At 58.2% G+C, this 24,692-nt stretch carries 18 protein-coding genes; 7 read left to right on the forward strand and 11 right to left on the reverse strand.

Annotated elements, in window-relative coordinates; genetic code table 11:
* Positions 1 to 159 precede the first annotated feature (159 nt).
* Positions 160 to 3,711, forward strand: coding sequence for an indolepyruvate ferredoxin oxidoreductase family protein (locus tag ACONT6_RS06400; RefSeq protein ID WP_428820922.1), 3,552 nt, complete (start codon positions 160 to 162; stop codon positions 3,709 to 3,711).
* 141 nt (positions 3,712 to 3,852) lie between these two features.
* On the opposite strand, the gene ACONT6_RS06405 is transcribed toward ACONT6_RS06400, so the two are convergent.
* Both ACONT6_RS06405 and ACONT6_RS06410 read right to left on the reverse strand, forming a co-directional pair.
* Positions 3,853 to 5,094 carry an OprO/OprP family phosphate-selective porin gene (locus ACONT6_RS06405; RefSeq protein WP_428820923.1) on the reverse strand — a complete coding sequence of 414 codons (1,242 nt, stop codon included), beginning with the start codon at positions 5,092 to 5,094 and terminating at the stop codon, positions 3,853 to 3,855.
* A 330-nt stretch (positions 5,095 to 5,424) separates the two neighbouring features.
* Positions 5,425 to 6,345, reverse strand: coding sequence for a TraB/GumN family protein (locus ACONT6_RS06410; RefSeq protein WP_428820924.1), 921 nt, complete (start codon positions 6,343 to 6,345; stop codon positions 5,425 to 5,427).
* Between the two features lie 264 nt (positions 6,346 to 6,609).
* On the opposite strand from ACONT6_RS06410, the gene ACONT6_RS06415 reads away from it, so the two are divergent.
* On the forward strand, positions 6,610 to 7,758 hold the full coding sequence (locus ACONT6_RS06415) for a glycosyltransferase (RefSeq protein WP_428820925.1): 1,149 nt from the start codon (positions 6,610 to 6,612) through the stop codon (positions 7,756 to 7,758).
* Here the strand turns inward: ACONT6_RS06415 and ACONT6_RS06420 are convergent.
* The 4 genes from ACONT6_RS06420 to ACONT6_RS06435 all read right to left on the reverse strand — a co-directional run bounded on the left by ACONT6_RS06420 (position 7,737) and on the right by ACONT6_RS06435 (position 11,650).
* Positions 7,737 to 8,750 carry a glycosyltransferase family 4 protein gene (locus ACONT6_RS06420; RefSeq protein ID WP_428820926.1) on the reverse strand — a complete coding sequence of 338 codons (1,014 nt, stop codon included), beginning with the start codon at positions 8,748 to 8,750 and terminating at the stop codon, positions 7,737 to 7,739. The genes ACONT6_RS06415 and ACONT6_RS06420 overlap by 22 nt on opposite strands.
* A gap of 217 nt (positions 8,751 to 8,967) precedes the next feature.
* On the reverse strand, positions 8,968 to 9,573 hold the full coding sequence (locus ACONT6_RS06425; RefSeq protein WP_428820927.1) for an acyloxyacyl hydrolase: 606 nt from the start codon (positions 9,571 to 9,573) through the stop codon (positions 8,968 to 8,970).
* Between the two features lie 148 nt (positions 9,574 to 9,721).
* Positions 9,722 to 10,873 carry a sigma-70 family RNA polymerase sigma factor gene (locus ACONT6_RS06430; protein ID WP_428820928.1) on the reverse strand — a complete coding sequence of 384 codons (1,152 nt, stop codon included), beginning with the start codon at positions 10,871 to 10,873 and terminating at the stop codon, positions 9,722 to 9,724.
* Between the two features lie 315 nt (positions 10,874 to 11,188).
* Positions 11,189 to 11,650 (reverse strand): hypothetical protein, encoded by a 462-nt coding sequence (locus ACONT6_RS06435; protein WP_428820929.1) that lies wholly within the window; start codon positions 11,648 to 11,650, stop codon positions 11,189 to 11,191.
* Positions 11,651 to 11,812: 162 nt separating this feature from the next.
* Here ACONT6_RS06435 and ACONT6_RS06440 point away from each other — a divergent pair, with 162 nt between their 5' ends.
* Complete coding sequence (locus ACONT6_RS06440) at positions 11,813 to 12,151, forward strand: hypothetical protein (protein WP_428820930.1); 339 nt, start codon at positions 11,813 to 11,815, stop codon at positions 12,149 to 12,151.
* 123 nt (positions 12,152 to 12,274) lie between these two features.
* Here ACONT6_RS06440 and murQ read toward each other — a convergent pair whose 3' ends face one another.
* The 5 genes from murQ to ACONT6_RS06465 all read right to left on the reverse strand — a co-directional run bounded on the left by murQ (position 12,275) and on the right by ACONT6_RS06465 (position 17,095).
* Positions 12,275 to 13,210 carry an N-acetylmuramic acid 6-phosphate etherase gene (murQ, locus tag ACONT6_RS06445; protein WP_428820931.1) on the reverse strand — a complete coding sequence of 312 codons (936 nt, stop codon included), beginning with the start codon at positions 13,208 to 13,210 and terminating at the stop codon, positions 12,275 to 12,277.
* Positions 13,211 to 13,395: 185 nt separating this feature from the next.
* On the reverse strand, positions 13,396 to 14,151 hold the full coding sequence (locus ACONT6_RS06450; protein ID WP_181253505.1) for a YciK family oxidoreductase: 756 nt from the start codon (positions 14,149 to 14,151) through the stop codon (positions 13,396 to 13,398).
* A gap of 64 nt (positions 14,152 to 14,215) precedes the next feature.
* The gene (locus ACONT6_RS06455; protein ID WP_428820932.1) at positions 14,216 to 14,884 is read right to left on the reverse strand and encodes an HAD family hydrolase; all 669 of its coding nucleotides are present in this window, start codon (positions 14,882 to 14,884) and stop codon (positions 14,216 to 14,218) included.
* Between the two features lie 18 nt (positions 14,885 to 14,902).
* Positions 14,903 to 15,607 (reverse strand): bifunctional 2-polyprenyl-6-hydroxyphenol methylase/3-demethylubiquinol 3-O-methyltransferase UbiG, encoded by a 705-nt coding sequence (ubiG, locus tag ACONT6_RS06460; RefSeq protein WP_428820933.1) that lies wholly within the window; start codon positions 15,605 to 15,607, stop codon positions 14,903 to 14,905.
* Between the two features lie 120 nt (positions 15,608 to 15,727).
* Complete coding sequence (locus tag ACONT6_RS06465) at positions 15,728 to 17,095, reverse strand: TRZ/ATZ family hydrolase (protein ID WP_428820934.1); 1,368 nt, start codon at positions 17,093 to 17,095, stop codon at positions 15,728 to 15,730.
* Between the two features lie 246 nt (positions 17,096 to 17,341).
* Between ACONT6_RS06465 and gyrA the strand changes: the two genes are divergently transcribed.
* The 4 genes from gyrA to ACONT6_RS06485 all read left to right on the forward strand — a co-directional run bounded on the left by gyrA (position 17,342) and on the right by ACONT6_RS06485 (position 24,650).
* Positions 17,342 to 19,921, forward strand: a complete 2,580-nt coding sequence (gene gyrA, locus ACONT6_RS06470) for a DNA gyrase subunit A (protein WP_428821487.1) — start codon at positions 17,342 to 17,344, stop codon at positions 19,919 to 19,921.
* A gap of 220 nt (positions 19,922 to 20,141) precedes the next feature.
* Positions 20,142 to 21,221 carry a 3-phosphoserine/phosphohydroxythreonine transaminase gene (serC, locus tag ACONT6_RS06475; RefSeq protein WP_428820935.1) on the forward strand — a complete coding sequence of 360 codons (1,080 nt, stop codon included), beginning with the start codon at positions 20,142 to 20,144 and terminating at the stop codon, positions 21,219 to 21,221.
* A 33-nt stretch (positions 21,222 to 21,254) separates the two neighbouring features.
* Complete coding sequence (pheA, locus tag ACONT6_RS06480; protein WP_428820936.1) at positions 21,255 to 22,358, forward strand: prephenate dehydratase; 1,104 nt, start codon at positions 21,255 to 21,257, stop codon at positions 22,356 to 22,358.
* A complete protein-coding gene (locus ACONT6_RS06485) occupies positions 22,359 to 24,650 on the forward strand; it encodes a bifunctional prephenate dehydrogenase/3-phosphoshikimate 1-carboxyvinyltransferase (protein WP_428820937.1) in 2,292 nt (763 codons plus the stop codon).
* The last annotated feature ends 42 nt before the right edge of the window (positions 24,651 to 24,692 follow it).

The following is a 24,692-nucleotide window of genomic DNA, read 5'->3' on the forward strand; positions in this document are numbered from 1 at the left end:
TCTAGTATGACTTGACCACGCCGTCGCTATTTTGGGTTGCCACAGAATAAGTCGTTTAAATCAGCGCCTGAGACTGCGACGCGCGCCTCGAATCACAATAATTAGCGGACGTCCCTTTCAGTAGTGGACCACCACATACCAGCGAGTAGAAGTAGGCGTATGAGTGAGCAGAAAGTGAATACCGATTCTCAGGCAGTCACTACCAAAAAAGTCTCCCTGGACGACAGGTACACCATTCTCAAGGGCAAGGTACTGCTTTCGGGCATCCAGGCGCTGGTGCGCTTGCCAATTGATCAGATGCGTATCGACCAGGCGCGCGGCCTCAATACCGCCACTTTTATTTCCGGTTACCGCGGATCTCCCCTCGGTGGCTACGACCAGCAGTTGTCCCGTGCCAGCGGACTACTCGACGAATACAACATCCGCTTTGTGCCCGGTGTGAATGAAGAGCTGGCGGCGACTTCCGTATGGGGTTCCCAGCAGGTGGGCCTGTTTGAGGGCGCCGAAGTCGATGGGGTCTGCGGTATCTGGTACGGCAAAACCCCCGGCGTAGACCGCTCCTGCGATGCGTTTCGCCACGCCAACGCCGCGGGTTCTTCCCCCAAGGGCGGTGCACTGATCATTTCCGGGGATGACCACGGCTGTAAATCCTCGTCCTATCCCGGGCAATCCGAATTCGCTTTCGTCGATATGCATATCCCGGTGCTGAACCCGGCCACGGTCCAGGAAGTGCTGGATTACGGCCTGTATGGCCTGGAGCTATCTCGTTTCAGCGGCTGCTGGGTGGCGATGATTACCCTCGCAGAAAATATGGACAGCGCCTCCACCGTTGAAGTGGATCCGTCTGCGGTCTCATTCCAGTACCCGGAAATCGAGCGCCCCGAGGGCGGCCTCAATATCCGCAAGCAGGACAATCCCCTGGAGCAGGAAGAGCGCCTGTGGCGCTACAAGCGTCCCGCTGCGCTGGCGTTTGCCCGTGCCAACCAGCTGAACAAGCTGGTACTGGATAACCCGGAGGCAACACTGGGTATCGTCACTGCGGGCAAGGCGCACCTGGACCTGATGCAGGCCTTTGAGGATATGGGGATTGACGAGGACGGTGCCCGCGCGCTGGGAATCCGGATTCTCAAAGTGGGCATGACCTATCCGCTGGACGTACCCGGTATCCAGGAGTTTGCCCGCGGCCTCGATTCACTACTGGTGCTGGAAGAAAAGCGCAGCCTGATGGAAGTGCAGTTGAAAGAAGAGCTGTACAACGTCCACCTGCGCGACCCGCATTTCCCGCGCATCCTCGGCAAAGTCGACGAGCACGATAATCCGCTGCTCCCCATGTATGGCGAGCTCTCCCCGGCAGTGGTGGCCCAGGTGCTTGGCTACCTGCTGGGTGAGGACAACCTGAACGAGCGCGCCAAGCATCGCTTGATGCGGCTCGATGCACTGGCCGAGCGTATCTCGGCCCAGGCCGGCTCCAGTGTTGCGCGCCTGCCGATGTTCTGTGCCGGCTGCCCCCACAACCGCTCCACTCGCGTGCCCGAGGGCAGCCGAGCGCTGGCGGGGATTGGCTGTCACTACATGGCGCAGTGGCTCGACCGGGAAACCTACACCTTTACCCAGATGGGCGCTGAGGGGGTCAACTGGATCGGCCAGGCGGCCTTTACCAGTGAGCCCCATGTATTCGTCAATCTCGGTGACGGGACCTATTTCCACTCCGGGATTCTCGCGATTCGCGCCGCAGTGGCGGCGAAGGTGAATATCACCTACAAAATCCTGTTTAACGACGCCGTTGCCATGACCGGTGGCCAGCCCCACGACGGCGAACTGCTGCCGGACATGATCTGTCGTCAGGTTCTTGCCGAGGGCGTAAACAAGGTGGTGTTGGTGATGGACAACACCGACAAGTACAAAGGAAAACTGAGCTTCCCCGGTGAGGTGGAAATCCGCCACCGGGATCACATGCCCGCCGTGATGAAGGAATTGCGCGAGGCACCGGGCTGTACCGTTATTGTTTACGACCAGACCTGTGCCACGGAGCTGCGCCGCAAGCGCAAACGTGGTCTGTTGCCGAAAGCGGAAGGGCGCCCGTTTATCAACGAACTGGTGTGTGAGGGCTGTGGCGATTGTGTTACCCAGTCGAGCTGTATCGCCGTGGAAAAAGTCGATACCGCCCTGGGCGACAAGCGCCGTATTAACCAGACCACCTGCAACCAGGATATGTCCTGCGTAAACGGTTTCTGTCCGTCGTTTGTCACGGTGAAGGGTGGCAAGTTGAACAAGCGCGCCGGTGTCGGCGATACCCTGTGTCAGGAAGCGGACAAGCTGCCGGCACCGCAACTGCCGGACCTGAGTGAGCCATTCAACCTGCTGGTGACCGGCGTCGGTGGTACCGGTGTGGTGACCATTGGCGCGTTGCTGGCGATGGCGGCGCATATTGAAGACAAGGCCTGCAGCACCCTGGACCAGACCGGTCTCGCGCAGAAGGGCGGGGCGGTGTACTCCCATGTGCGTTTTGCCAATAGCCCTGAAGCGCTCAAGGCCGTACGCATTTCTGACGGTCGTGCCGACGGTCTGATGGCCTGCGACCTGATCGCTGCCGGTAACCTGTCTGCGAGTCTCGCCAAGCTGGATGAAACCCACAGCCGCGCAGTGGTGAATACCCATCTGAGCCCAACTGCGGCATCTGTGCTGGGGCGTGAGGACATTCATTCTCCACAGGCGGTACTCGATACCATCAAGGACGCGGTTGCGGAGCTGGAGGTTGTAGAGGGGCACGCACTGACCAAGGCGGCACTGGGAGACACCCTGGCGGCGAACATCTTCATGCTCGGTTACGCCTGGCAAAAAGGACTGATTCCGCTGGGGCTGGATGCGATCCGCGAAGCTATTCGCCTGAATGGTGTCGCCGTTGAGGGCAATCTGCAGGGGCTTGCCGCTGGACGATTGGCGGCCCAGGACCGCGCGGCGTTGGATCGTCTGCTTTCCCGCGACGAAGAAAAAACCTTGCCCCAAGGGCTGGAAGAAATTGTTGCCCATCGCACTGCCCATCTCACGGGCTATCAGAATGCGGCGCTGGCGCAGCGCTATCGGGCGCTGGTAGACAAGGTCAAGGGGGCGGAAATCCTCAAGGTGCCGGGTAGTGAAGCACTGGCCGAGGTGGTTGCACGCAACTACGCGAAATTACTCGCCTACAAGGACGAATACGAGGTTGCGCGCCTCTACAGCGATGGCCGTTTCGTGGAATCCCTGCGGGAAAACTTTGCCGGTGACTTTGAGCTGGAATTCAATTTGGCGCCGCCGCTGATCAGCCGGTTTGATAAAAACCTCGGGCGGCCGCGCAAAATCAAGTTCGGTGGCTGGATGCACAAGGCGTTCGGTGTACTGGCCAAATTCAAATTCCTGCGTGGCACCGCTCTGGATGTTTTCGGGTATACCGCCGAGCGCAAGATGGAGCGCTCACTGATTCGTGAATACGAAAAGCTTGTCGATGAAGTCGTTGGCCGTTTGAATGCGGAGAACCACGCTGCAGCCATCGAGCTGCTGGGATATGCGGATCAGATTCGCGGTTATGGCCCGGTCAAGGACCGCAATGTCGACCTGGCTCGGGAAGCGCGCGATCTGTCTCTACAACGATTCTACAACCCGAAGGAGACAGTGCAGGACACGCCCGCCCAAGTGGAAGTGTTTGACCCTGCCAAAGCCCAGCAAGTGGGTTGATGCCCTGGTTTCGCGGCGATAGTCGCGAAATTGAGTGGCACAAAAAAAGCGAGCCAATTGGCTCGCTTTTTTTGTGGATCACATTTCTTGGTGACCCTGTCGGCTTTCGGGGTTGGCTAGTGCCAGCCCCTATCAACCGTTTTACCAGCCCATTTGGACTCGCAATCCCAGCTGGTTGGTTTTGTCACCGGTAAACTCGTTGTCGCCAAAGATCAGGTTCAGCATCACGCGCACGTTGCGATTGGCATAGTAGTTCACACCAACCTGCGCACTGTTGGCTTTCAGGTCGCGAATGTCCCGGTTTTCCATGGTGTCGTAACGGGCGGTGAGTTCCCAGGCGCCGCCCCAGAGGCCATCACCTGACGGTCTGGCGGAATTGAAGGCGCCGCGCTTTTTATTGTACGTCTTGTGCTCTCCGGTCAGCATCCAGCTGCCCTGGACATACCAGGTGTGTACTGACTGATCCTGGATATAGCAGCCGAATTGCGGATCGCAATAAAAGGGTGCCGGTGCGCCAAACTCGTCTTCGAAATCGGCCTCACTCAGAAAGTAGTCGGCCTCAAAATCACCGATGACATATTCCGACTGTACATACAGGGGACCGTAGCTGCCTGCCAGCTCCAGTGCAGCAGTGGTTACATCTCCGCCAAGGTCGCCGGGGGTGAGCGCCATCAGCTGGGAGGGGCCGCGGCGGCCAGCGTAGTCAGCCTCGGCGGTGAGGTCGCTGGAGTTCTGGTTGGCGTTCTCGTAGTTGATGGACGTGCCCAGGTGGAACGTGGCCATATCGGTATTGATCGGGGCCCAGGCCAGGCGGCCAGCAGTGCCGATACCGGCGTTGCGAGGGGTGCTGGCGTCGCGCAGGTTGAACGCCATCAAGCCCATGGTGAAGCAGTCCATTACCCCGGTCCAGCCGATGCCCTGCTGGAACTGGTAGTCCTCGTAGAGGCCCGTGGCACTGGAGAAGGGGCGTTCCAACATGGTGATTTCGTTGGAGCTGGTCATCTCAGCCATGGAGCGGAAAGGCTTGAACTGCCCGATGCGCACTTCACCGTTCAGGAATTTGTGGGCGATAAATACATCGCGGAAGCCGCCGGGAGTGCTGCCGCCGGTAAAGTCCTGCTCCAGCACGTATTTCCAGTCGTAGATACTGCCCTTGAGGGTGATGCGCGCCCGGCGAAAATCCGTGGTGCTCACCGGATCTTCGATATCGGTATCGAACAGGTAGGTGTCAAAGTGAATGCGCCCACCCAACGAGGCGGAAAAGTTTCCGTCATCGGAGGTGATTTTCAGGCCGCCCTTGGATTCCGCTTCATCTGCCGCGGCAGCTCCAGAGAGCAGGCTGGTCATGGTTAAGGCCATCAGGCTCTTGTGGAAGGGTTGCATGTACAGTCCTATTTTTCTGCGAATTTATGGCCGCGGAGTGTATCAGCATCATCAAACTGTCAGAAATTAGAAACATTTCTGACATCTTAGGAATCCATAAAATGATTTATGACCAACTGTAATAATGTTGTAACAAACACAGGGTATAGGCTTGTCGGTCTGACACTTGTGGGCCTGGGGCGCAATTGGGCACTGAAAGGCAGCTGCGATAGCTTGCAGTCATTACTCGAGGGAGTATAGGCAGCTCGCACGTCAAGTGTGAGCTGCCCCGGGATAGGTGGGGTGTGAAAGGGTGTCTGAGATCGCTTGCGAAGGCAACCCCGAGATTGTTCAGATTTGTTTGATACTGAATCCGGACTTTTCCAGCAGCTCCGCAACGGACTTGTTTCCCACTAGGTGTCCGGCACCCACCACCACAAACAGGTTTTTGTAGCGCTGGCTGAGTTTGTCGATGTTCTCGGCCATTTCCCGGTTGCGCTGGTAGAACAGCAGCTCATAGAGCTGTGCAAATTCCGGGTGTTCGTCCAATCCTTCCTTGATTACCAGCTGGTAAAGGGCCTGTTGGTCTCCCGATTTCCAGGCCTTGGTCATGCGTGGAACAAAGGTGTCCATTTCCGATACCTGCTCCAGGGTCTGTTGTAGGAAGAGTTCTGGCTTTTTCAGGCTATTCAGCATGCGCAGCTGTTGCAGCACGCTCTCCAGTTCCAGGATCTGTTTTCCTTCCCGGTGTGCCTGATTCAGGAAGTGGCGGTCGATACCGGCCTTGGGGTCGAGACCGCGCATCTGCATTTCAATCAGGCTAAGAGTGATCATCGCGATGGCGGGACGCATGCGATTGAAGTTGGCCTCGGGTATCTGGCGTTTGTGTAACCACGCCTGCAGTTGTGCATACACTTCCGGGGAAATGTTGTCTTTCAGCTGTTGCCCGGGAGGATACAGGGATTCCAGCATGACTTTGCTCTGGAGCTCAGGATCAGACTCCATCGCAATGACATCTGCCTCTACTACCAGCGCGTCACTATTCCGGTATGCCCGCTCAATAGTCTCGCGCAGAGGATAAAAACTGTCGTCGGCGAGATGGATTGAGCCCAGCAAGTAGACAATGTTGGCGCCTTTTTTTGCCTGCAATAGCAGTCCGCGGTCGCTTGCTGCCAAGGCGGGGGTGCTGCACAGGGCCAGCATTAACGCTATGACAGTAAACAGTCCGCCTACATAGGTCTGGAGATTGTATGGAGAGTGGCTGGCTGCCATAGAAGTCCGGGCGTGCATAAAAGTTCCGTCGTATTGTAGTTATGAACTGCTCGCTTCGTGTTCATATGAGACGCCGAAAACGAGTCAGGCGGCACAAAATTCTACAGGATTCCGCGCGACTTGTGATTTACATCGCCAATGTGGAAATTGTGCGCCGTGGCGCAGAAATCAGCTGTACAATCGAGATTCTCTCAATGGCTGCACAAAGTCCAGTCTGCGAGAAAGAATTCGAATGATTTACAGGGATTTGAGGCGTTAGCAGTTATGCGGATTGTTCAACTGGTGCCATCTCTCGATGAGGGAGAACTCGCACAGGAAGCACTGGAATTTGCTGTTGAGCTCGCCCGTCTGGGGCATGAGTCTGCGGTGATATCCGCCGGCGGGACGTTAGTTTCTCGGCTCACGCTGCATAACTGCCAGCATTTCGAGTTGCCCCTGAATCAGCGGCGATGGCTGAACGGACGCTTGCATCGCAAGTTGCGCCAGCAGGTGCAGGCTTTGGATGCTGAGATCCTGCTATGCCGTGGTGCTCAGTGTGCCTGGCATGGCGCTCAGGCGTGGAAGCGCCTGCCTGCCGGAAGTCGTCCGCGGCTGGTCACCAGCGTGCACCAGTGGCCAACCACTGGGCTGTTCCGCAAGCGTCGTGCCAATGCTGCATTGGCACAGGGGGAGCTGGTTCTTTCGGCCTCGGATGATCTGGGGCAACAGTTTTCACAGCGTCTTACGGATACCGCCAAGGTCCGCACACTATATCGCGGCGTGAATACCCGCGAACTGGATAAAAATGCATCGGTTTCTGGTCACTGGCACCACCGCCTCCTGAATGATTTCCCCCAGCTGGAAGAGCGCAACTGGCTGCTGTTACCGGGGCCCATAGGACCGGGAAGAGGGCAGGAGCAATTTCTGGAATTACTCGCAGTACTCAAGCAAGAGCGACAGGATATTTTCGGGTTGATCGTGGGCGAGATTTTGCCGGGGCAGGAGAAGTTTGTCCGTGCCCTGGAGCGGCGTGCAGAGACCATGGGGTTATCGGAATATGTCCTGTTTCTTGGGCCGCGGCGGGATATGCGCGAGCTCTATGCCAGCGCGCGTATCACGTTTGATCTCTCTGGTGATCATGGGGCAGGGCAGCGCTCCAGTGGGCGGGTTGTGGCGGAATCCCTGGCCATGGGCTGCCCAGCCGTGGCACTTGGCGGCACTGGTGCTGAATTGCTGAAGCGCTGTTTCCCGCAAGGCGCTGTGGCCGATTCAGGTGCAGGTAATGCGAAAGACCGTGTGGAAGCACTGGCAACGGTTGCCGTGGATATTCTGCGGCGTTCCGGCCCGCTGAACTTTTCAGGCCTCAGCCTCACTGAGACAACATCCCGTGCGGTGGAGTGGTTTAACGACCTTCAGGCTGTCAGCGCTGAGTAGACTTGCCAGGTTGCCTTGGCCATGGAATCCAGAGTGAACTCTTCCGCGGCCTGTGCGAACAGCCCGGAAAATTCTTCTTCTATGCAGGCTTGCGATAGCGCCCGGTCAATTTTGTCTGCGATGTGTTGCGGCTCCAGGTTCTCGAGCAGATAGGCCTCAGGTAAATACTCGATTGCACTGCCGCTGCCATTGGCTATCACGGGTTTGCGATGTAGCAATGCTTCTAAAAGCGTATAAGGTGTTCCTTCTGCCGCAGCTGGAATGATGACGAGATCTGCCGCCTGCATGAAGTTGGCTACCGGGTTGTCGCCAGTAAAAAACGTTACGCGCTCTTCAATTCCAAGCTCTGAAACCTGTTTGCGCAGGTTGTCTTTTTCCGGGCCGTCCCCCAGAACCATCAAGCGATATCCCGCTAACAGCGGCATGGCGGCAATCAATAAATCCACATGACGTGCCTTGATCAGCCGGCTGGCCACCAGCAGCCTGGGCTTGTCATCCGGCAGCGATTGCATGAGCGGTGTATTTGCAGCGGGTGCGGCCAGCTCAATACCGTTGGGGATGATATTCCAGTCCAGTTTGGAGTTGGCGACGGTGGCGCGACTGATGGCGATACGTGCGTCGAATGCACTAGCCAGCTTGTCCCGCGGGTGCCGCACGTTGTGTCGGGTAATCACTTGCCGGGTTTCGGTATAGGGTTGCACTGCGGCCAGCAATTGTGCGGATTTGGAACCGTGGCCGTGTACGATCTGGTATTCGCCCTTGCGGATCAGGTTGGCGAGTCTCCAGACCAGATTGGGATGATGCCGACTGCGATCGGTATTGAGCGGAATAAATTGAATTCGGTCATCGAGGGTAGTGAAGTATCGGGGGTGGGCGATTACTGCTACCCGGGCGTCTGTATTGCGGGCCTGCCAGCGCGATAAATCGGCAACGTGCTTTTCCAGGCCACCGTGTTCCCGGCTGGCAATCAGGTGGCAGATAGTCTGAATCATGGGGCTACACGTCCGCTGTTTCTGGCGCGCCGCCCAAGAATTCCAGTCAATTCAGGCAGGATATTTATGAGGTCTTAATATCGGTACGGCGCCCGGCTAATCGCCCGCACTGGGCATTCGGTAAGGCATTATTCTCAACCACTGGTATGACAGGAGTTTTATTGATATATGACTGTTTTGTTGCGTTTTTAGCAGCGAGCAAGAGCAGCGAGCAAGTTTAAAACTTGGTGTGCCAGTTCAGTGATGCAAAGTCGAATCCGGGGTTGGGGGTGTTGGTATAGCCGTTGGAGAAATGGCTGTAGCGGAGAGATAGCGTGTTACCACTCTGCAGGGTATAGCCCGCGGCAAAGTGCAGGGAGAAATTGAGGTTGGTAGACAGCTCCACAGCGCCAAAGCTGCGCTCGTCCAAATAGGCCGCGCCCACACCGACTTCACCGAAAAATCCCTGCGCTTCTCTGCGTGGATACCAGCGGAGCACCGGTTTCAGTTCCCAGATATGCTGCTTTTGATCCCGTCCGCGATAGTCCCGCCACATATAGCTGTAGCTGACCTGGGCCCACCACTGAAAGTGGTGCTGGCTGGGGTAGTCGTAAAACAGATATGACCAGTTTGCGCCCACCAGATCTGCGCCGGCAGTGGAGTCCTGCTGGATCAGGGCACTGCCGATGCCTTTACCGCCGCTCAGGATCAGCTCCTGGGACCCTTCCTTGAGCCAGCCCTCGGCATGTGCAGAAGGGCAGGTGACTGCGCTGGCAATACCGGCAAAAAAAACACCCGGAAAAAGACGGAATGCCAGAATGGCCGCAGGTCGAGAGAGGGGCATAATCCAAATCGCCAGTTATCGCTGTTAGAGGCTGGTCATTGCAAGATTAGCCGGAAATACAACATTGGCAAGCCCGGGACCTCGGTGGGAGGAGGTCCCGGACTTACTCGGTTCTACCGGTTTTTACCGTTTTTGGATCCTGCGTGGGTCAGCGCCACTGTCGTTTCAGTTGCCTGAGTGCGTCTGAATGCAGCTGTCGAGCGCGTTCCTGGCTCAGGCCGAGCTGCTCGCCGATCACGCGGAAGGAGCAGTCGCGGTCGGAAATCAGGCCGTAGCGCAGGCTTAGAACCGTGCGTTGCCTGGGTGGTAATTTGGCTACGGCTTCGCGCAGGCGCTGCGCCAGTTCCTGATTGGATACCAGCTCATCGGTATTGAACAGTTCGTTGGCCGGTGCGTAGTCCAGTCTGGTGCTGCTCTGGTCATCGGAGATCGGGTCGTCCAGTGAGCCGGTTGGCCCCGGCAGTTTTAGCAGGCTCTGTACCCGTTCCAGATCCAGCCCAGTCTGCTTGGCGACGTTCTCGTCCGATGCTGGCAGCCCTTCGGCACGCACCTGGTTGATGGCCCGGTAAATGTTGCGCAGGTCATCCTGCACATTGGCGGGCTGGCGAACCAGGTCGTCATTGCGCCGCAGGGTGAGTTGGATTTCCTGCTGGATCCACCAGTAGGCGTAAGTTGAAAAACGGTATCCCATTTGCGGCTTGAAGCGCTCGATGGCCTTCATCAGCCCGACGTTACCCTCCTGAATCAGATCGATAAACGGAACCGACGGATTGCGGAAGCGCTTGGCGATAGCAATGACTAGCCGCAGGTTGCACTGGATGAGCTTTTTGCGCTGGGCCTTGAAGCGCTTCATCAGGTTTTGCAATGAGCTGCGGTCCCGCTGGGAGATTTTCCCGGTTTCCAGCAGCTCTGCCGTTTTGGCAATGATCAGGCCGTGATCGTAGGCACCGGTACTGCCGCGCTGTTCTACGCCCTCGCTGCGCAGGTCTACCAGGGTGACGCCGCGCTTTTGCAGTAGCGCGATAATTTTGTCCTCCAGTTCACGGAGCAGACAGGTGGTTGCGTTTTCCTCTTCCGGAGTCAGCAGATCGAGCCGATACAGGTGTTTGAGGTAATTCTGCATCGGCGTGCTGACACTTTCTGTCGTCGATTCGCCGGATGAGGATTCCTCTTCGCGAGGCTCCGCACGGGTTTGTATGGGTTGCACCGGATCTTCCTGAGAGAGGTCATCTCCGGCGAGATTGTTGCTATTTTCCTTCAGCCACTGGTCATCCCTTGAGTCGATGTTTACTCGGGACAAAGTCTGAACCTTATGCTTTTGGCAGGGCGGTGTAGCCTTTGTGACCGCCTGCCTGCCGTAAACCACCGGCGTCGTCCTTTCGCAGGATCGAGACATGGCGTACAAATTGCCATGTAGACAAGTTGAATATAGATGACGGTTGAATGTTGCGCCGGAAAAAGACCGACCAGCAGGTTTCCTGAGTGAAATAACCGGACTAAGACAGCGCTGACAGAGAAAATGGAAGTGAAGAAAGAAATCGGTAGTTGTTTTCGTTATAACCACGCCGCTCTGACGTGGTCATAAATGTCAGTTTAGTCATGTGGTGAAGGCTCGTTATTTGACCCGCTTTACCTTCATAGTGCGGCCGCCGGTAGTCTTGCGCATCCGGAAAGAGCCTAAAGCACCGCGTTCGACGGTAACCTGATCGCCATCCCTCAATATGGAACGTTTGGTATCCGTCTGGCGCCACACCTGGCCGTTATCGAGGGTGAAGATGAATTTGCCGTAGGCACCTTCTTCGGCTTTGGTAATGGTGGCGGTGATGGATTCAGGTGCTTCCTCAACTGCCTGCTTCTGCTCCTGGCCGAATTGTTGTTCCGCGTGTTCCTGTAGGCTGCCGGTGAGCTTGTCGTAACAGGCGAGACGCTTTTTGTCGTCGCTAAACTGGCTGCATTGCTGTAGCTGTGCCTGCAGGGAATCGGCGTTGGCAATGGGGGCGCAAGCGAGCGTGGCGATGGCCGCCGCACTCAGTATCAGGGAAGTGGAGAGAGTCTGGGTTTGTGTAATCTTTCGCATAATGTCAGTTGTGATCGTTGAGTTCTAATGATTCTGCCCCAGCGGCGGGCGTCGCACAATCCAATTTGAGCTGCTGGTCACATTCACACCTCGCGTGGCATGGAAAAATGGCTGTGCTGCAGTTTGAAAATAATCATAAATCAACACTTTCAGGGGTTGGAAATGAAAAAACTTGTCGTTCCCGCCATAGCCATTGCCGCCATCGGTGGTTACTTTTATTACGCGAATCTGGATAGCACTGCGCCAGAAGCGGTCACAACGGAAGAGACCATTGTCGAAGAAATGGAAGCGGCGGTCGCAGAGGCGGAAACCGCCGCTGCCGAGACAGCTAAGTCTTCCGAAGAGATGATGGCATCCGTCGAGGGGGATGTGTTTGCCGATGTGCCTGAAGCCATGGGGCATGCGCTCGACGAAACATCTGAAGCTGTTGAAGAGGCTGCGGATGATGTTGCAGATGAAGTTGCCGAAGTCGCCGATGATATTGAATCCGCCGCGGAGTAATCGGCGTCGCTCTTATTAGGCTCACTTCTGCTTTGCAGGCAATAAAAATACCCGGGTTTCCCCGGGTATTTTTATTTAGAGCGTTTTTAAGGTTTTGATTGAGCAAACTTTTAGAGAGTGCCGCTAGGGCGGCCCCCCGTTTGCTCCCAGGTTCTGTAGCGCCAGGCGAAGGAATCCATCTGCATTTTCAAGCGCAGTTTCTGCCGGCGCGCGTTCCAGTCCACTCAGGATCATCATGATCGCCACTTTGGCGTTGTGGTCGCACTGTTCCAGTATTTGGTCCGCTTCCTCATAGGAGACGCCGGTGGCCTCGGCGACGATGCGGCGGGTGCGATCCACCAGTTTCTGGTTAGTTGCCTTCACATCCACCATCAGATTGTAAAAACTTTTGCCGATGCGGATCATGCTGGCGGTTGTGATCATATTCAGCACCAGCTTCTGTGCTGTACCTGCCTTCATGCGGGTGGAGCCGGTGAGCACCTCGGGCCCGACTTCAGGCAATATCGCGATATCCGCGTCTTTGGCAATTACCGCCGATTTATTGCAGGCGAGGGCGATGGCAGTGCAGCCGAGACTGCGGGCATAGCGTAAACCGCCGGTAACGTATGGGGTGCGCCCACTTGCGGCGATGCCGATCACTACATCTTTGCTTTGCAGCTCGATGGCTTTCAGGTCTTCTTCGCCAAGCTCTTGACTGTCCTCTGCCCCTTCCTGGGCCCGGTGCACAGCGGCCTCACCACCGGCAATCAGCGGAATGACCATTCCTTCCGGCACGCCGTAGGTCGGCGGGCACTCCACGGCGTCCAGTAGCCCGATACGACCGCTGGTACCCGCGCCCATATAGATCAGGCGGCCGCCGTTTTTAAAGGCGGTGACCACGGCATCCACAGCGCGGGCGATATCGGGGAGGCATTGGCGGACGACAGCGGGCACGCCGCTGTCAGCATCATTGATTTTCTCGAGGATGCCCATGGTAGGCAGCAGGTCGATATCCTGCGTATCCGGATTGCGGGATTCGCTGGCCAGGGAACCGAGTTCGTTCGCGAGTGACGTGTTCATATCCCCCTCGCCGATTGGGCGCGATGATTAAATGGGGGCGCGGCGGGCAGGTAGGGATGCAGCCGGGCCTCGGAAAGTGTAATCACGGGGTTTCCGCGCCACCACCCGGGGCCCGATGGGATTGTGATAAGTGCGAACGGGGTCTCTTACCCATGTGTTGCCAGACCGCAGTCTGGCGCGTGGGGTCAGCCCTGCGCGTTGAACTGCTTGCCGTTGACACCGATGCTGTCGTCACCCATCAGGTAGAGGTAGGTGGGCATGATGTCTTCCGGGGTGGTTACACTTTGCGGGTCTTCGGCCGGGTAGGCTGCGGCGCGCATATTGGTGCGGGTGGCGCCGGGGTTGATGCTGTTGACGCGGATATTCGATACGCCTTCCACTTCATCTGCCAGCACCTGCATCATGCCTTCGGTGGCGAACTTGGATACGGAGTAGGCGCCCCAGTAGGCGCGGCCCTTCAGACCGACGCCGGAGCCGGTAAAGATCACCGATCCGGCCTTGGATTCCTCCAGCAGCGGCAGCATGGCTTTGGTGAGACCGAAGGCGGCGTTCACATTGATCTGCATTACCTGCTGCCAGGTGGCGTAGTGGTAGTTGGCAATTGGTGTGCGTTGGCCAAGTACGCCAGCATTGTGCAGCAGTCCGTCCAGGCGGCCGAATTCCTGGTCCACACCCTGTGCCAGGTACTCCAGTTCTTCCCATTTCACGCCGGCCAGGTCCACTGGCAGGATGGCGGGCTTGGCGCCGCCCGCGGCTTCAATTTCATCGTACACCGCTTCCAGCTTCGGCACGGTGCGCCCCAGCAGAATTACGGTGGCGCCGTGGGCTGCGTAGGTTTTCGCGGCGACACGGCCAATGCCGTCTCCGGCGCCGGTAACGAGGATGACCTTGTCTTTCAGCAGGTCTGCGGGTGCGGTGTAGTCGGTGATGGTTTCAGACATCAATGATCGAGCTCGTTTCTTTTATTGCGGATTTTGATGTTCACATGCCGGGAGGCGGCAGCGATCATGGCTTGTTCAGATAGTGTTGCTGGATCAGCGGCCAGATTTCGCTGGCATTATGAATCAGGTGGTCGGCGTTCCAGTTTTCCGGGTCGTCACCGCTGTCGACGTAGCCGTAGCTGCAGGCAACGGTAGGCATGCCCGCGGCGCGCCCGGCCTGGATGTCGCGCACATGGTCGCCCACATAGATTGCTTCAGACGGCTCGCAGCCGATCCGTTTGCAGGCAAGCAAAATGGGCTCAGGGTCCGGTTTCCGGTTGGTGACATCGTCCGGGCAGATAATCGCGCCGGGCGTGGGCAGGTGCGCAAATGCCTGCAGTAGCGGAATGGTGTAGGCGGAAGGCTTGTTGGTGACCACGCCCCAGGCAATTCCATATTCTGCCAGTTGGTTCAGCAGCTTTTCGATACCCGGGAAGGGCACGGTGTGCTTGGCGAGGTGTGCTAGATACAGGTCGAGGAGCCGCTCGCGCAGCTGGTCGAACCCGGTCTGGCCCTCGTCGACACCGAAACCCAGCCGCACCATGGCGCGGGCACCGTTGGACACCACCTCGCGAATGGTGGTGTCCGCCAGTGGTGGGAGTTGCTCCTGTTGGCGCAGCTCATTGAGCACCACCACGAAGTCCGGGGCGGTGTCGAATAGGGTGCCGTCGAGGTCGAACAGTACAGCTTTCATCAATAGGTACTTCTGGATTTATTCTGCGGGTCGGGTGGTGTGCATCAGGTAATTGACGTCTACGTCCCTCGGGTTGAGTTTGTACTGCTTGGTGAGGGGATTGTAGGTCATACCGGTGATGTCGCGGCTTTGCAGTCCGGCTTCGCGCACCCAGCGGCCGAGTTCTGACGGACGGATAAACTTGCCGTATTCGTGGGTGCCCTTGGGCAACAGGCGCAGCACATATTCGGCGCCAACCACGGCAAATAGCCAGCCTTTTGGGGTGCGGTTGATGGTGGAGAAGAACAGGTGGCCGCCGGGCTTGACCAGTTTGGCGCAGGCGCGGATAACGGAGGACGGGTCGGGCACGTGTTCGAGCATTTCCAGGCAGGTGACGATGTCGTAGCTACCGGGTTCCTTTTCGGCGAGCTCTTCTACCGGGATCCGCCGGTAGTCGATGCTGACGCCACTCTCCAGCGCATGCAGCTTGGCCACATTGAGAGGGGCTTCGCCCAAGTCGATGCCAGTGACTTCTGCGCCGCGCTGGGCCATGGCCTCAGTGAGGATGCCGCCGCCGCAGCCGACGTCGAGCAGTTTCTTGCCGGCGACGGGGGCGCGCTGGTCTATATAGTTGGCGCGCAGGGGGTTGATCTCGTGCAGGGGCTTGAATTCACCCTGCTGGTCCCACCAGCGGCTGGCCAGTTGTTCGAATTTGGCGATTTCTGCCGGATCTACGTTGGTCATTTGGGCCTTAATGTCTGTGTGGGATCCATTTCTCCCACCTTTGCTGGCGCTGCCGCTCCCGGAAACGGTTACCGGGACCACCAGCTTCGATTCTTATTGTCTGACTACGTCAGCACCTGCCTAGTTCAGGCGACCCGCGATTCTATCACGCCATACCCCGGCTCGTTGCCTGAGTTCCTCCTCGTTCAGGGTGGTCAGTTCGCGCTCTTTCAGGAGCTGCTTTCCCGCCACCCACACGTTGCGCACATTGTGCCCGTTGGCGGTGTAGATCAGCTGGGACAGCGGGTCGTGCAGCGGTTGCTGCTCCAGCGCGCTCAAATCCACCGCGCACAGGTCTGCGGCCTTGCCGGCTTCCAGGCTGCCGGTTACATGGTCGATACCCAGGGCGCGGGCGCCGTTGATGGTGGCCATGGCGAGGGCCTGATGGGCGGGAAGGGTGGCGGCGTCGCCAGCGACGGCCTTGGCCAGCAGGGCGGCGGTATTGGTTTCCAGCAGCATGTCGAGTCCGTTGTTACTGGCTGCGCCATCGGTGCCGATGGAGACGTTGATACCGGCCTCCAGCAGTTTGCCCACCGGGCTGAACCCGGAAGCGAGCTTGAGGTTGGAGCGCGGGCAGTGGGCGATGTGGGCGCCGGTTTTCTGCAGCAGGGTGATGTCGTCGTCGTTGAGTGCGGTCATGTGCACACACAGCATTTCCGGAGACAGCAGACCGAGGCGGTGCAGGCGCTGGGTAGGGCGCTCGCCGGTGTCGCTCACGGCGCGTTCCACCTCGCCGGCGGTTTCGTGCAGGTGCATTTGTACCGCCATGCCCAGCTCACCGGCGTATACGGCGATTTTCTCCAGGGTTTCGTCGCCTACGGTGTAGGGTGCGTGGGGGGCGAAGGCGAGGCCGATGCGCGGGTGGGAACGGTAGTCGTCGCGCAGGGCGAGCCCTTTTTCGATGGCATCGAAGCCGTTGCGCGACCAGGCGTTGGGGAAGTCGATCACCGGAAAGGCGATCTGCGCGCGCATGCCGGCGTCGCGGGCGGCCGCAGCGGTGGCTTCCGGGAAGAAGTACTGGTCGGAGAAGGTGGTGGTGCCGCTTTTCAGCATTTCGGCAATGGCGAGGCGGGTGCCGTCACCGACAAACTCCGGGGCAACCCATTGTTGTTCCGCTGGCCAGATATGTTTCTCCAGCCAGGTCATCAGCGGGTGGTCGTCGGCAAAGCCACGCAGCAGGCTCATGGCAGCGTGGTTGTGGGTGTTGATCAGCCCCGGTATGAGCACCTGTTCGTCCAGGAAATGCTCTTTCGAGGGGGCAAAACGGTGCTGCGCTTCCGTCCTGGGCAGGATGGCGACGATGACGCCGTCATCAATGGCTAGCGAGCAATTTTCATACACGCGCTGTTCGGGGATCACGGGGATAATCCAGCGGGCGTGTATCAGGGTGTCGATCGGTTGTTTTTTGTTCGCGCTGTGGGGCTGATCGGGGGTATTTGCGGTAGCCATTGTGTGTTTTTTGTTCCAGAGGAAAGTCGCAGACTTTAGCTGCGTAGCTCGGTGTGAACAAGTCTGCACAAGTCGTCCTACGCGGCGCCAGTTGTGGTAGAATCGCCCGCTTGATCGGGGCTGTGACCAGTGAGCCCCGCCTGTTTCTCAGCCTCTGGCTGTGCTACCCGATGTCGGGTACGCCGTCTGGGCATTGAGGGGGCCAGCCCTTGCTGGCGGCGTTAACGATAAGGAATGCCTGAAAATATGGGCGAAATAGCCAAAGAAATTTCTCCGATCAATATCGAAGAAGAGCTTAAGCAATCCTACCTCGACTACGCGATGAGCGTGATTGTGGGCCGTGCGTTGCCGGATGTGCGCGACGGACTCAAGCCGGTACACCGGCGCGTGCTCTTCGCCATGAACGAACTAAAAAACGACTGGAACAAGCCCTACAAAAAGTCTGCTCGTGTAGTGGGCGACGTGATCGGTAAGTATCACCCGCACGGCGATAGTGCGGTCTACGATACCATCGTGCGTATGGCCCAGCCGTTCTCCCTTCGCTATATGTTGGTCGACGGCCAGGGCAACTTCGGTTCCATCGACGGCGATAGCGCGGCGGCAATGCGTTATACCGAGATCCGTATGGATAAGCTCGCCCACGAGCTACTGTCGGATCTGGATAAAGAAACCGTCAACTTTGTCGATAACTACGATGGCTCCGAGCAGATGCCGGAAGTCCTGCCATCGCGGGTGCCCAATCTGCTGGTAAACGGTTCCTCCGGTATTGCGGTTGGTATGGCCACGAATATTCCGCCTCACAATATGAGTGAAGTGGTGCGCGGCTGCCTGGCGCTGATCGATAACAGTGAGCTGTCTATCGATGAGCTGATGGAATATATCCCCGGCCCGGATTTCCCCACGGGTGCGATCATCAATGGTCGCGCCGGTATCCTGATGGCCTACCGCACCGGTCGCGGACGAATCTATATCCGTGCCAAGGCGGAAGTGGTGCGGGACGAAAAGTCCGGCCGCGAAACCATCATCATCCACGAGATTCCCTATCAGCTGAACAAGGCGCGCCTGATTGAGCGTATTGCCGAGCTGGTAAAAGACAAGAAAATCGAAGGCATTTCCGAGCTGCGCGATGAGTCTGACAAAGACGGCCTGCGTGTGGTTATCGAGCTCAAGCGCGGTGAATTGGGTGATGTTGTCCTGAACAACCTCTATTCCCAGACGCAGCTTGAGAGCGTATTCGGTATCAACATGGTGGCGCTGGTAGACGGTCAGCCAAAACTGTTGAACCTCAAGCAGCTGCTGGAATACTTCATTCGCCATCGTCAGGAAGTGGTTACCCGACGCACTGTGTACCTGTTGCGCAAGGCGCGCGAGCGCGGGCACATCCTGGAAGGTTTGGCGATTGCCATTTCCAACATCGATCCGGTGATCGAGCTGATCAAAGCTTCCGCGACCCCGGCAGACGCCCGTGAGGCATTGCTGGCTAAGGGGTGGCCGGTAGGTGAGGTGCAGCAGTTCCTGGAGCGTGCCGGTGCCGATGCGTGTCGCCCCGACGACCTGCCGCAGGAGTTTGGCCTGCGCGACGGCAGTTACTACCTGTCTCCGGCACAGGCTCAGGCCATCCTTGAATTGCGCCTGCACCGCCTGACCGGTATGGAGCACGACAAGCTGCTGGCGGAATACAGCGAGCGTCTCGAGCAGATTGCCGAGTACCTGGAAATTCTGGGTAGCCCGGAGCGCCTGATGCAGGTGATCCGCGAAGAGCTGGAAGTGCTGGAAAAAGAGTACGGCGATGCCCGTCGCACCGATATCGTCGCTTCCCGTCAGGACCTTTCCGTAGAGGACCTGATCACCCCGGAAGACAAGGTGGTGACCATCTCTCATGGCGGTTACGCCAAGAGCCAGCCGCTGGCCGACTACCAGGCGCAGCGTCGTGGTGGCATGGGTAAATCTGCCACTCAGGTGAAGGACGAAGACTTTGTCGAACACCTGCTGATCGCAAATTCCCACGACACCATTCTGTGTTTCTCCAACCACGGCAAGGTGTACTGGCTGAAGGTCTACGAAGTACCTACTGCCGGGCGCGCGTCTCGCGGTCGTCCGATGGTGAATATGTTGCCGCTGGAAGAGGGTGAGCGCATCAGCAGTATGATGCCGGTATCCGAGTACGACGAAGACCACTTTATTTTCTTTGCCACCGCCAACGGCACGGTGAAGAAGACCCCGCTTACCGCTTTCTCCCGTCCACGCAGTGTTGGTTTGCGCGCGATCGAGCTGGAAGAGGGGGATCGCCTGGTAGCCACTGCGATTACCGATGGCAGCCGCGATGTACTGCTGCTGACCAGTGCCGGCAAGGCTGCGCGCTTCTCCGAGCAGAACGTGCGTTCCATGGGGCGTGTGTCCCGCGGTGTGCGCGGTATCCGCATGGCCGACGAGGTTTACGTCATCGCCATGGTGATCCCGGAAGAGGGCGGCTCGGTGATGATGGTTACCGAAAACGGCTACGGCAAGCGCACTGCAACTGCCGACTTCCCTACCAAGGGACGCGGCAACCAGGGTGTTATTGCCATCGCTGAGAGCGAGCGTAACGGTGCCCTGGTTGGCGCCTGTCAGGTTCACCCGGGCGAGGAAATTATGCTGATTTCCGACCAGGGTACTCTGGTGCGGACCCGTGTTGACGAAGTGTCGATCCTGGGTCGTAACACACAGGGTGTTCGGGTTATCCGCCTGAAGAGCGGTGAACACCTGGTGGGTCTGGCGCGGATTCAGGAAGCAGATGACCCCGAAGGTGAGGGTGAAGCGGCCGCTGACGGCGCCGCCGAGGAGTGATGACTGAATCTGCTTGACCCCAAAAAGGCTGCGAAATCTCGCGGCCTTTTTTGGCTTTGTGCGGTCAGTATTGTTTCCGAACGAAAGGCCTGTAACCCCCGGTGATATGTTTTGGGTTTGGGGGTTTCGACATTGGCCCATCTGGTGAATTTTTAATTCAGGGCGCCCCGGTTTGCTCCGGGGTGTACATATATTTGTTTTCTTCTGTGGAAGTACGTCGATGAGGAAGTTTAATTTCTGTGCGGGTCCTGCGGCGCTGCCGGAGCCAGTATTGCGGCAGGCGCAGGAAGAGTTGTTGGACTGGCAGGGTGTGGGTTGCTCGGTAATGGAGATCAGTCACCGCTCGCCAGAATTTACTGCGGTGGCGGAAGATGCTGAACAGGATCTGCGGGACCTGTTGAGTATTCCCGACAACTACAAAGTGCTGTTTTTGCAGGGCGGCGCCACGGGCCAGTTCAGTGCAATCCCCTGGAATCTGTTCGGTGCCGGCAGCAAAACCGCCGACTACATCCACACGGGGCAGTGGGCGGAAAAGGCCATCAAGGAGGCGCGACGCTACGGTGAGGTGAATATCGTGGCCTCGGCGGAAGATCGCAATTTTTCCTATGCACCAGCGGCGGATGCCTGGCAGGAGAGCAGCGACGCCGCTTACTTCCACTACACGCCCAATGAGACCATTGGTGGTGTCGAGTTTTCGTACATTCCGGAGGTGAAAAGTCCGCTGGTGGCAGATATGTCATCCACCATCCTGTCTCAGCCGCTTGCGGTAGAGAAGTTCGGATTTATTTACGCCGGAGCGCAGAAAAATATCGGTCCGTCGGGTATCGCCGTGGGTATTGTGCGCGATGACCTGTTGGATCGCGCGCTGCCGGATATTCCGCGCAGTCTAAGCTGGAAGGTTGCCGCAGATGGTCAGTCCATGGACAACACCCCGCCCACCTTTGCCTGGTACCTGTCCGGGTTGGTGTTCAAGTGGCTGAAGGCCCAGGGCGGTGTCGAGGCAATGGCGGAGCTGAGCCTGAAAAAATCCCAATTGCTGTACGGATTCCTCGATCGCAGTGATTTCTTCTCCAGTCCGGTGTCGGTGGAGAGTCGCTCGCGGATGAATGTGCCGTTTGTGCTTGCGGACGACAGCCTCGACAAGAAGTTCCTGGTGGAGTCCGAGGAGGCCGGCCTGCTGGCGCTCAAGGGGCACCGCTCCGTGGGCGGTATGCGCGCCTCCCTGTACAACGCAGTTCCGCTGGAAGCCGTGGAAGCGCTGGTGGCCTTTATGGCGGACTTCGAGCAGCGCAACGGTTAATTCGAGTTTTGAATCAGAATTTAGGCGAGAGATATGTCTGAACAAAAGCCGCCGCAGGACGAGCGTTTGCTCGAACTGCGCAATCGCATCGACAATATCGACAGTGATATCGCACGGCTGATTTCCGAGCGCGCCAATTGCGCGCTGGAAGTGGCAGAGGTGAAAAAGAGCAACGGCGAAGATGCGTTGTATTACCGCCCCGAGCGCGAGGCGCAGGTATTGCGTCGCGCTATGGAGCGGAATCCTGGGCCGCTGACCGGCGAAGAAATGGCGCGCCTGTTTCGCGAAATCATGTCTGCGTGCCTGGCCCTGGAGGAGCCCATTAAGGTGGCCTACCTCGGTCCCGAGGGCACGTTTACCCAGCAGGCGGCGCTGAAGCATTTCGGCCACTCTGCGGTATCCAAACCGCTGGCGGCCATCGATGAGGTGTTCCGTGAGGTGGAAGCCGGCGCGGTGAATTACGGCGTGGTGCCGGTTGAGAATTCCACCGAGGGCGTGGTGAACCACACCCTGGACAACTTCATGACCTCAAACCTGAAGATCTGTGGTGAGGTGGAGTTGCGGATTCACCAGCACCTGATGATTTCGGATATCACCCGCAAGGAATCCATCACCCGTATTTATTCCCACGCCCAGAGCCTGGCGCAGTGTCGCAAGTGGCTGGATTCCTACTACCCCAATGTGGAGCGGGTTGCAGTGGCGAGTAACGCGGAAGCGGCCAAGCGGGTGAAGGGCGAATGGAATGCAGCGGCCATTGCCGGCGATATGGCGGCGGAACTGTATGGCCTGAAAATCCTGAATGAAAAAATCGAGGACCGCCCGGACAACTCCACGCGGTTCCTGATTATCGGCTCCCAGGCCGTACCGGCCAGTGGCGATGACAAGACCTCCTTGATGGTTTCCATGCGCAATGAGCCGGGTGCACTGCACGACCTGCTGGTGCCGTTCCAGACCCACGGCATTGACTTGACCCGGGTGGAAACCCGCCCGGCGCAGACTGGCAACTGGACGTACGTGTTCTTTATTGATTTTGTCGGTCACCGTGAAAGCGACAATGTGGCGGCGGCGTTGAAAGATGTCGGTGCCTGCGCATCGGATATGAAAGTGCTCGGTTCCTACCCTCGCGGAGTGCTGTAAATGTCGCAGGTGGAGGAGTGGGGCAGGCAGGAAGCCTCGGGCGGCACAAGTGCGAATGGCCCTGTAGTGGGGCGCCTGGTCGTGGTTGGTATCGGCCTGATTGGCGGCAGTCTTGCGCTGGGCCTTAGAGCTGCCAGCGGTTGTCGTGAGGTCATTGGCGTGGCGCGTCGCGCACAGACCTGTGAGCAGGCTGTGGCGCTCGGTGTTGTGGACCGAGCGGTTACCGATATTGCCGAGGTGCTGCCGGAGCTGCAGGCGGGGGATGTGATTTTTGTCTCCGTGCCCACCCTCACCGTAGAGGCCGTTTTCGCCCAGCTGAAAGACCGCCTTCCTGCTGGTGTTACCGTCACCGACGGTGCCAGTGTAAAGGGCAGTGTGATTGCCGCAGCGGAAAAGGTGTGGGGTGCGGTGCCGGAGTTTCTGGTGCCTGGGCATCCGATTGCCGGTTCCGAGCAGAGCGGTGTTACCGCCGCACGCGATGATCTTTATATAGCCCACCGCATCATCCTCACCCCGGGGAAGAGTACCGGGGCAGAGCATGTCCTGCGGATTCAGGCGATGTGGCAAGCGGTAGGCGCCGAGGTGTTGAACATGCCGGTGTCGGAGCACGACGAAGTGTTGGCCGCCACCAGTCATCTGCCGCATGTGATTGCCTTCGGCCTGGTGGATACCCTGGCGCACGACGCGGAGAATGAAAATATCTTCCGTTACGCCGCCGGTGGCTTTCGCGACTTTACCCGTATCGCCTCCAGCGATCCGGTGATGTGGCGGGACATCATGCTCGCCAACCGGGATGCGATTTTAAAATCCGTCGATCTCTACACCTCCAATCTGGCGTCCCTGCGCAGTGCCATTGCCAGCGGCGACAGCGAACACCTGATGGGGGTTTTTACCCGTGCCAAGGCGGCGCGGGATCACTTTACAAAAATGCTGGCCAAAAAAGCGTATACAGAAACTATGGAAGCGAAGGAAGTAACTTTTATCGCCCAGCCGGGTGGTGCTGTGAATGGTGATCTGCGAGTGCCGGGCGACAAGTCTATGTCGCACCGCTCAATCATGCTGGGCTCCCTGGCGGAAGGGGTCACCGAAGTAGAAGGATTTCTTGAGGGCGAGGACGCACTGGCCACACTGCAATCTTTCCGCGATATGGGCGTAGTGATCGAAGGGCCGGTCAATGGTCGGGTCACTATCCACGGTGTTGGTATGCACGGTCTGCAGGCGCCGCCTGGACCGCTGTACGTCGGCAATTCCGGTACTTCCATGCGCCTGCTGGCTGGGCTGCTGGCTGGTCAGAAGTTTGATGTGACCCTGACCGGCGACGAGTCCCTTTCCAAGCGCCCCATGAATCGCGTGGCTAATCCGCTGCGTGAAATGGGTGCCGAGGTGGAAACCGGCGAGGGTGGCCGTCCTCCGCTCAAGATCAAGGGTGGCAAGGCGCTGAAGGCGATCGATTACGCTTTGCCCATGGCGAGTGCGCAGGTGAAATCCTGTGTGTTGCTGGCCGGCCTGTACGCCGATGGCGAAACCAGCACCACTGAGCCTGCTCCCACGCGGGATCATACCGAGCGAATGCTGGCGGGCTTTGGCTACGAGGTGCAGCGCGATGGCGCCCGCGCCAGTCTCGTGGGTGGCGGCAAGCTGTCCGCGTGCCAGATCGATGTGCCTGCAGATATTTCTTCCGCGACTTTCTTTATGGTGGCGGCCAGCATTGCGCCGGGCTCCGATGTGTTGCTGCAGCACGTGGGGATCAACCCGACACGCGACGGTGCCATCACAATCCTGCGGGAGATGGGTGCCGACATTACCCTGGAAAACCGTCGGGAAGTGGGTGGCGAGCCGGTTGCGGATATCCGCGTGCGCTACGCTCCCCTCAAAGGTATCAATATTCCGGAAGATCAGGTTCCTCTGGCGATCGATGAATTTCCGGCAATTTTTGTCGCCGCTGCCTGTGCTGAAGGTGAGACGATCCTGACCGGCGCTGAAGAGCTGCGGGTCAAGGAGAGCGACCGCATCCAGGCGATGGCGGACGGCCTCAAGATTCTCGGCATTGATGCCGAGCCGACCCCGGATGGCATTGTGATTCAGGGTAAGGGTGGTAGTGGTGACGGCGCTGTATTTGGCGGCGGTGAGGTAGACAGTCTGGGAGATCACCGCATCGCCATGTCGTTCGCTGTGGCGGCCCTGCGTGCCGGCGCGGATATTCGCATTCAGCACTGTGCCAACGTGGCGACCTCGTTCCCGAACTTCGCTGAACTGGCCACCAATGCGGGTATGAATCTGGAAGTGCGCTGAGCGCGCCTCCAGCCTATACCGCTAACTAGAACCCGATCCACA

The sequence above is a fragment of the Microbulbifer sp. MCCC 1A16149 genome, from assembly GCF_050368945.1.
Classification (GTDB): domain Bacteria; phylum Pseudomonadota; class Gammaproteobacteria; order Pseudomonadales; family Cellvibrionaceae; genus Microbulbifer.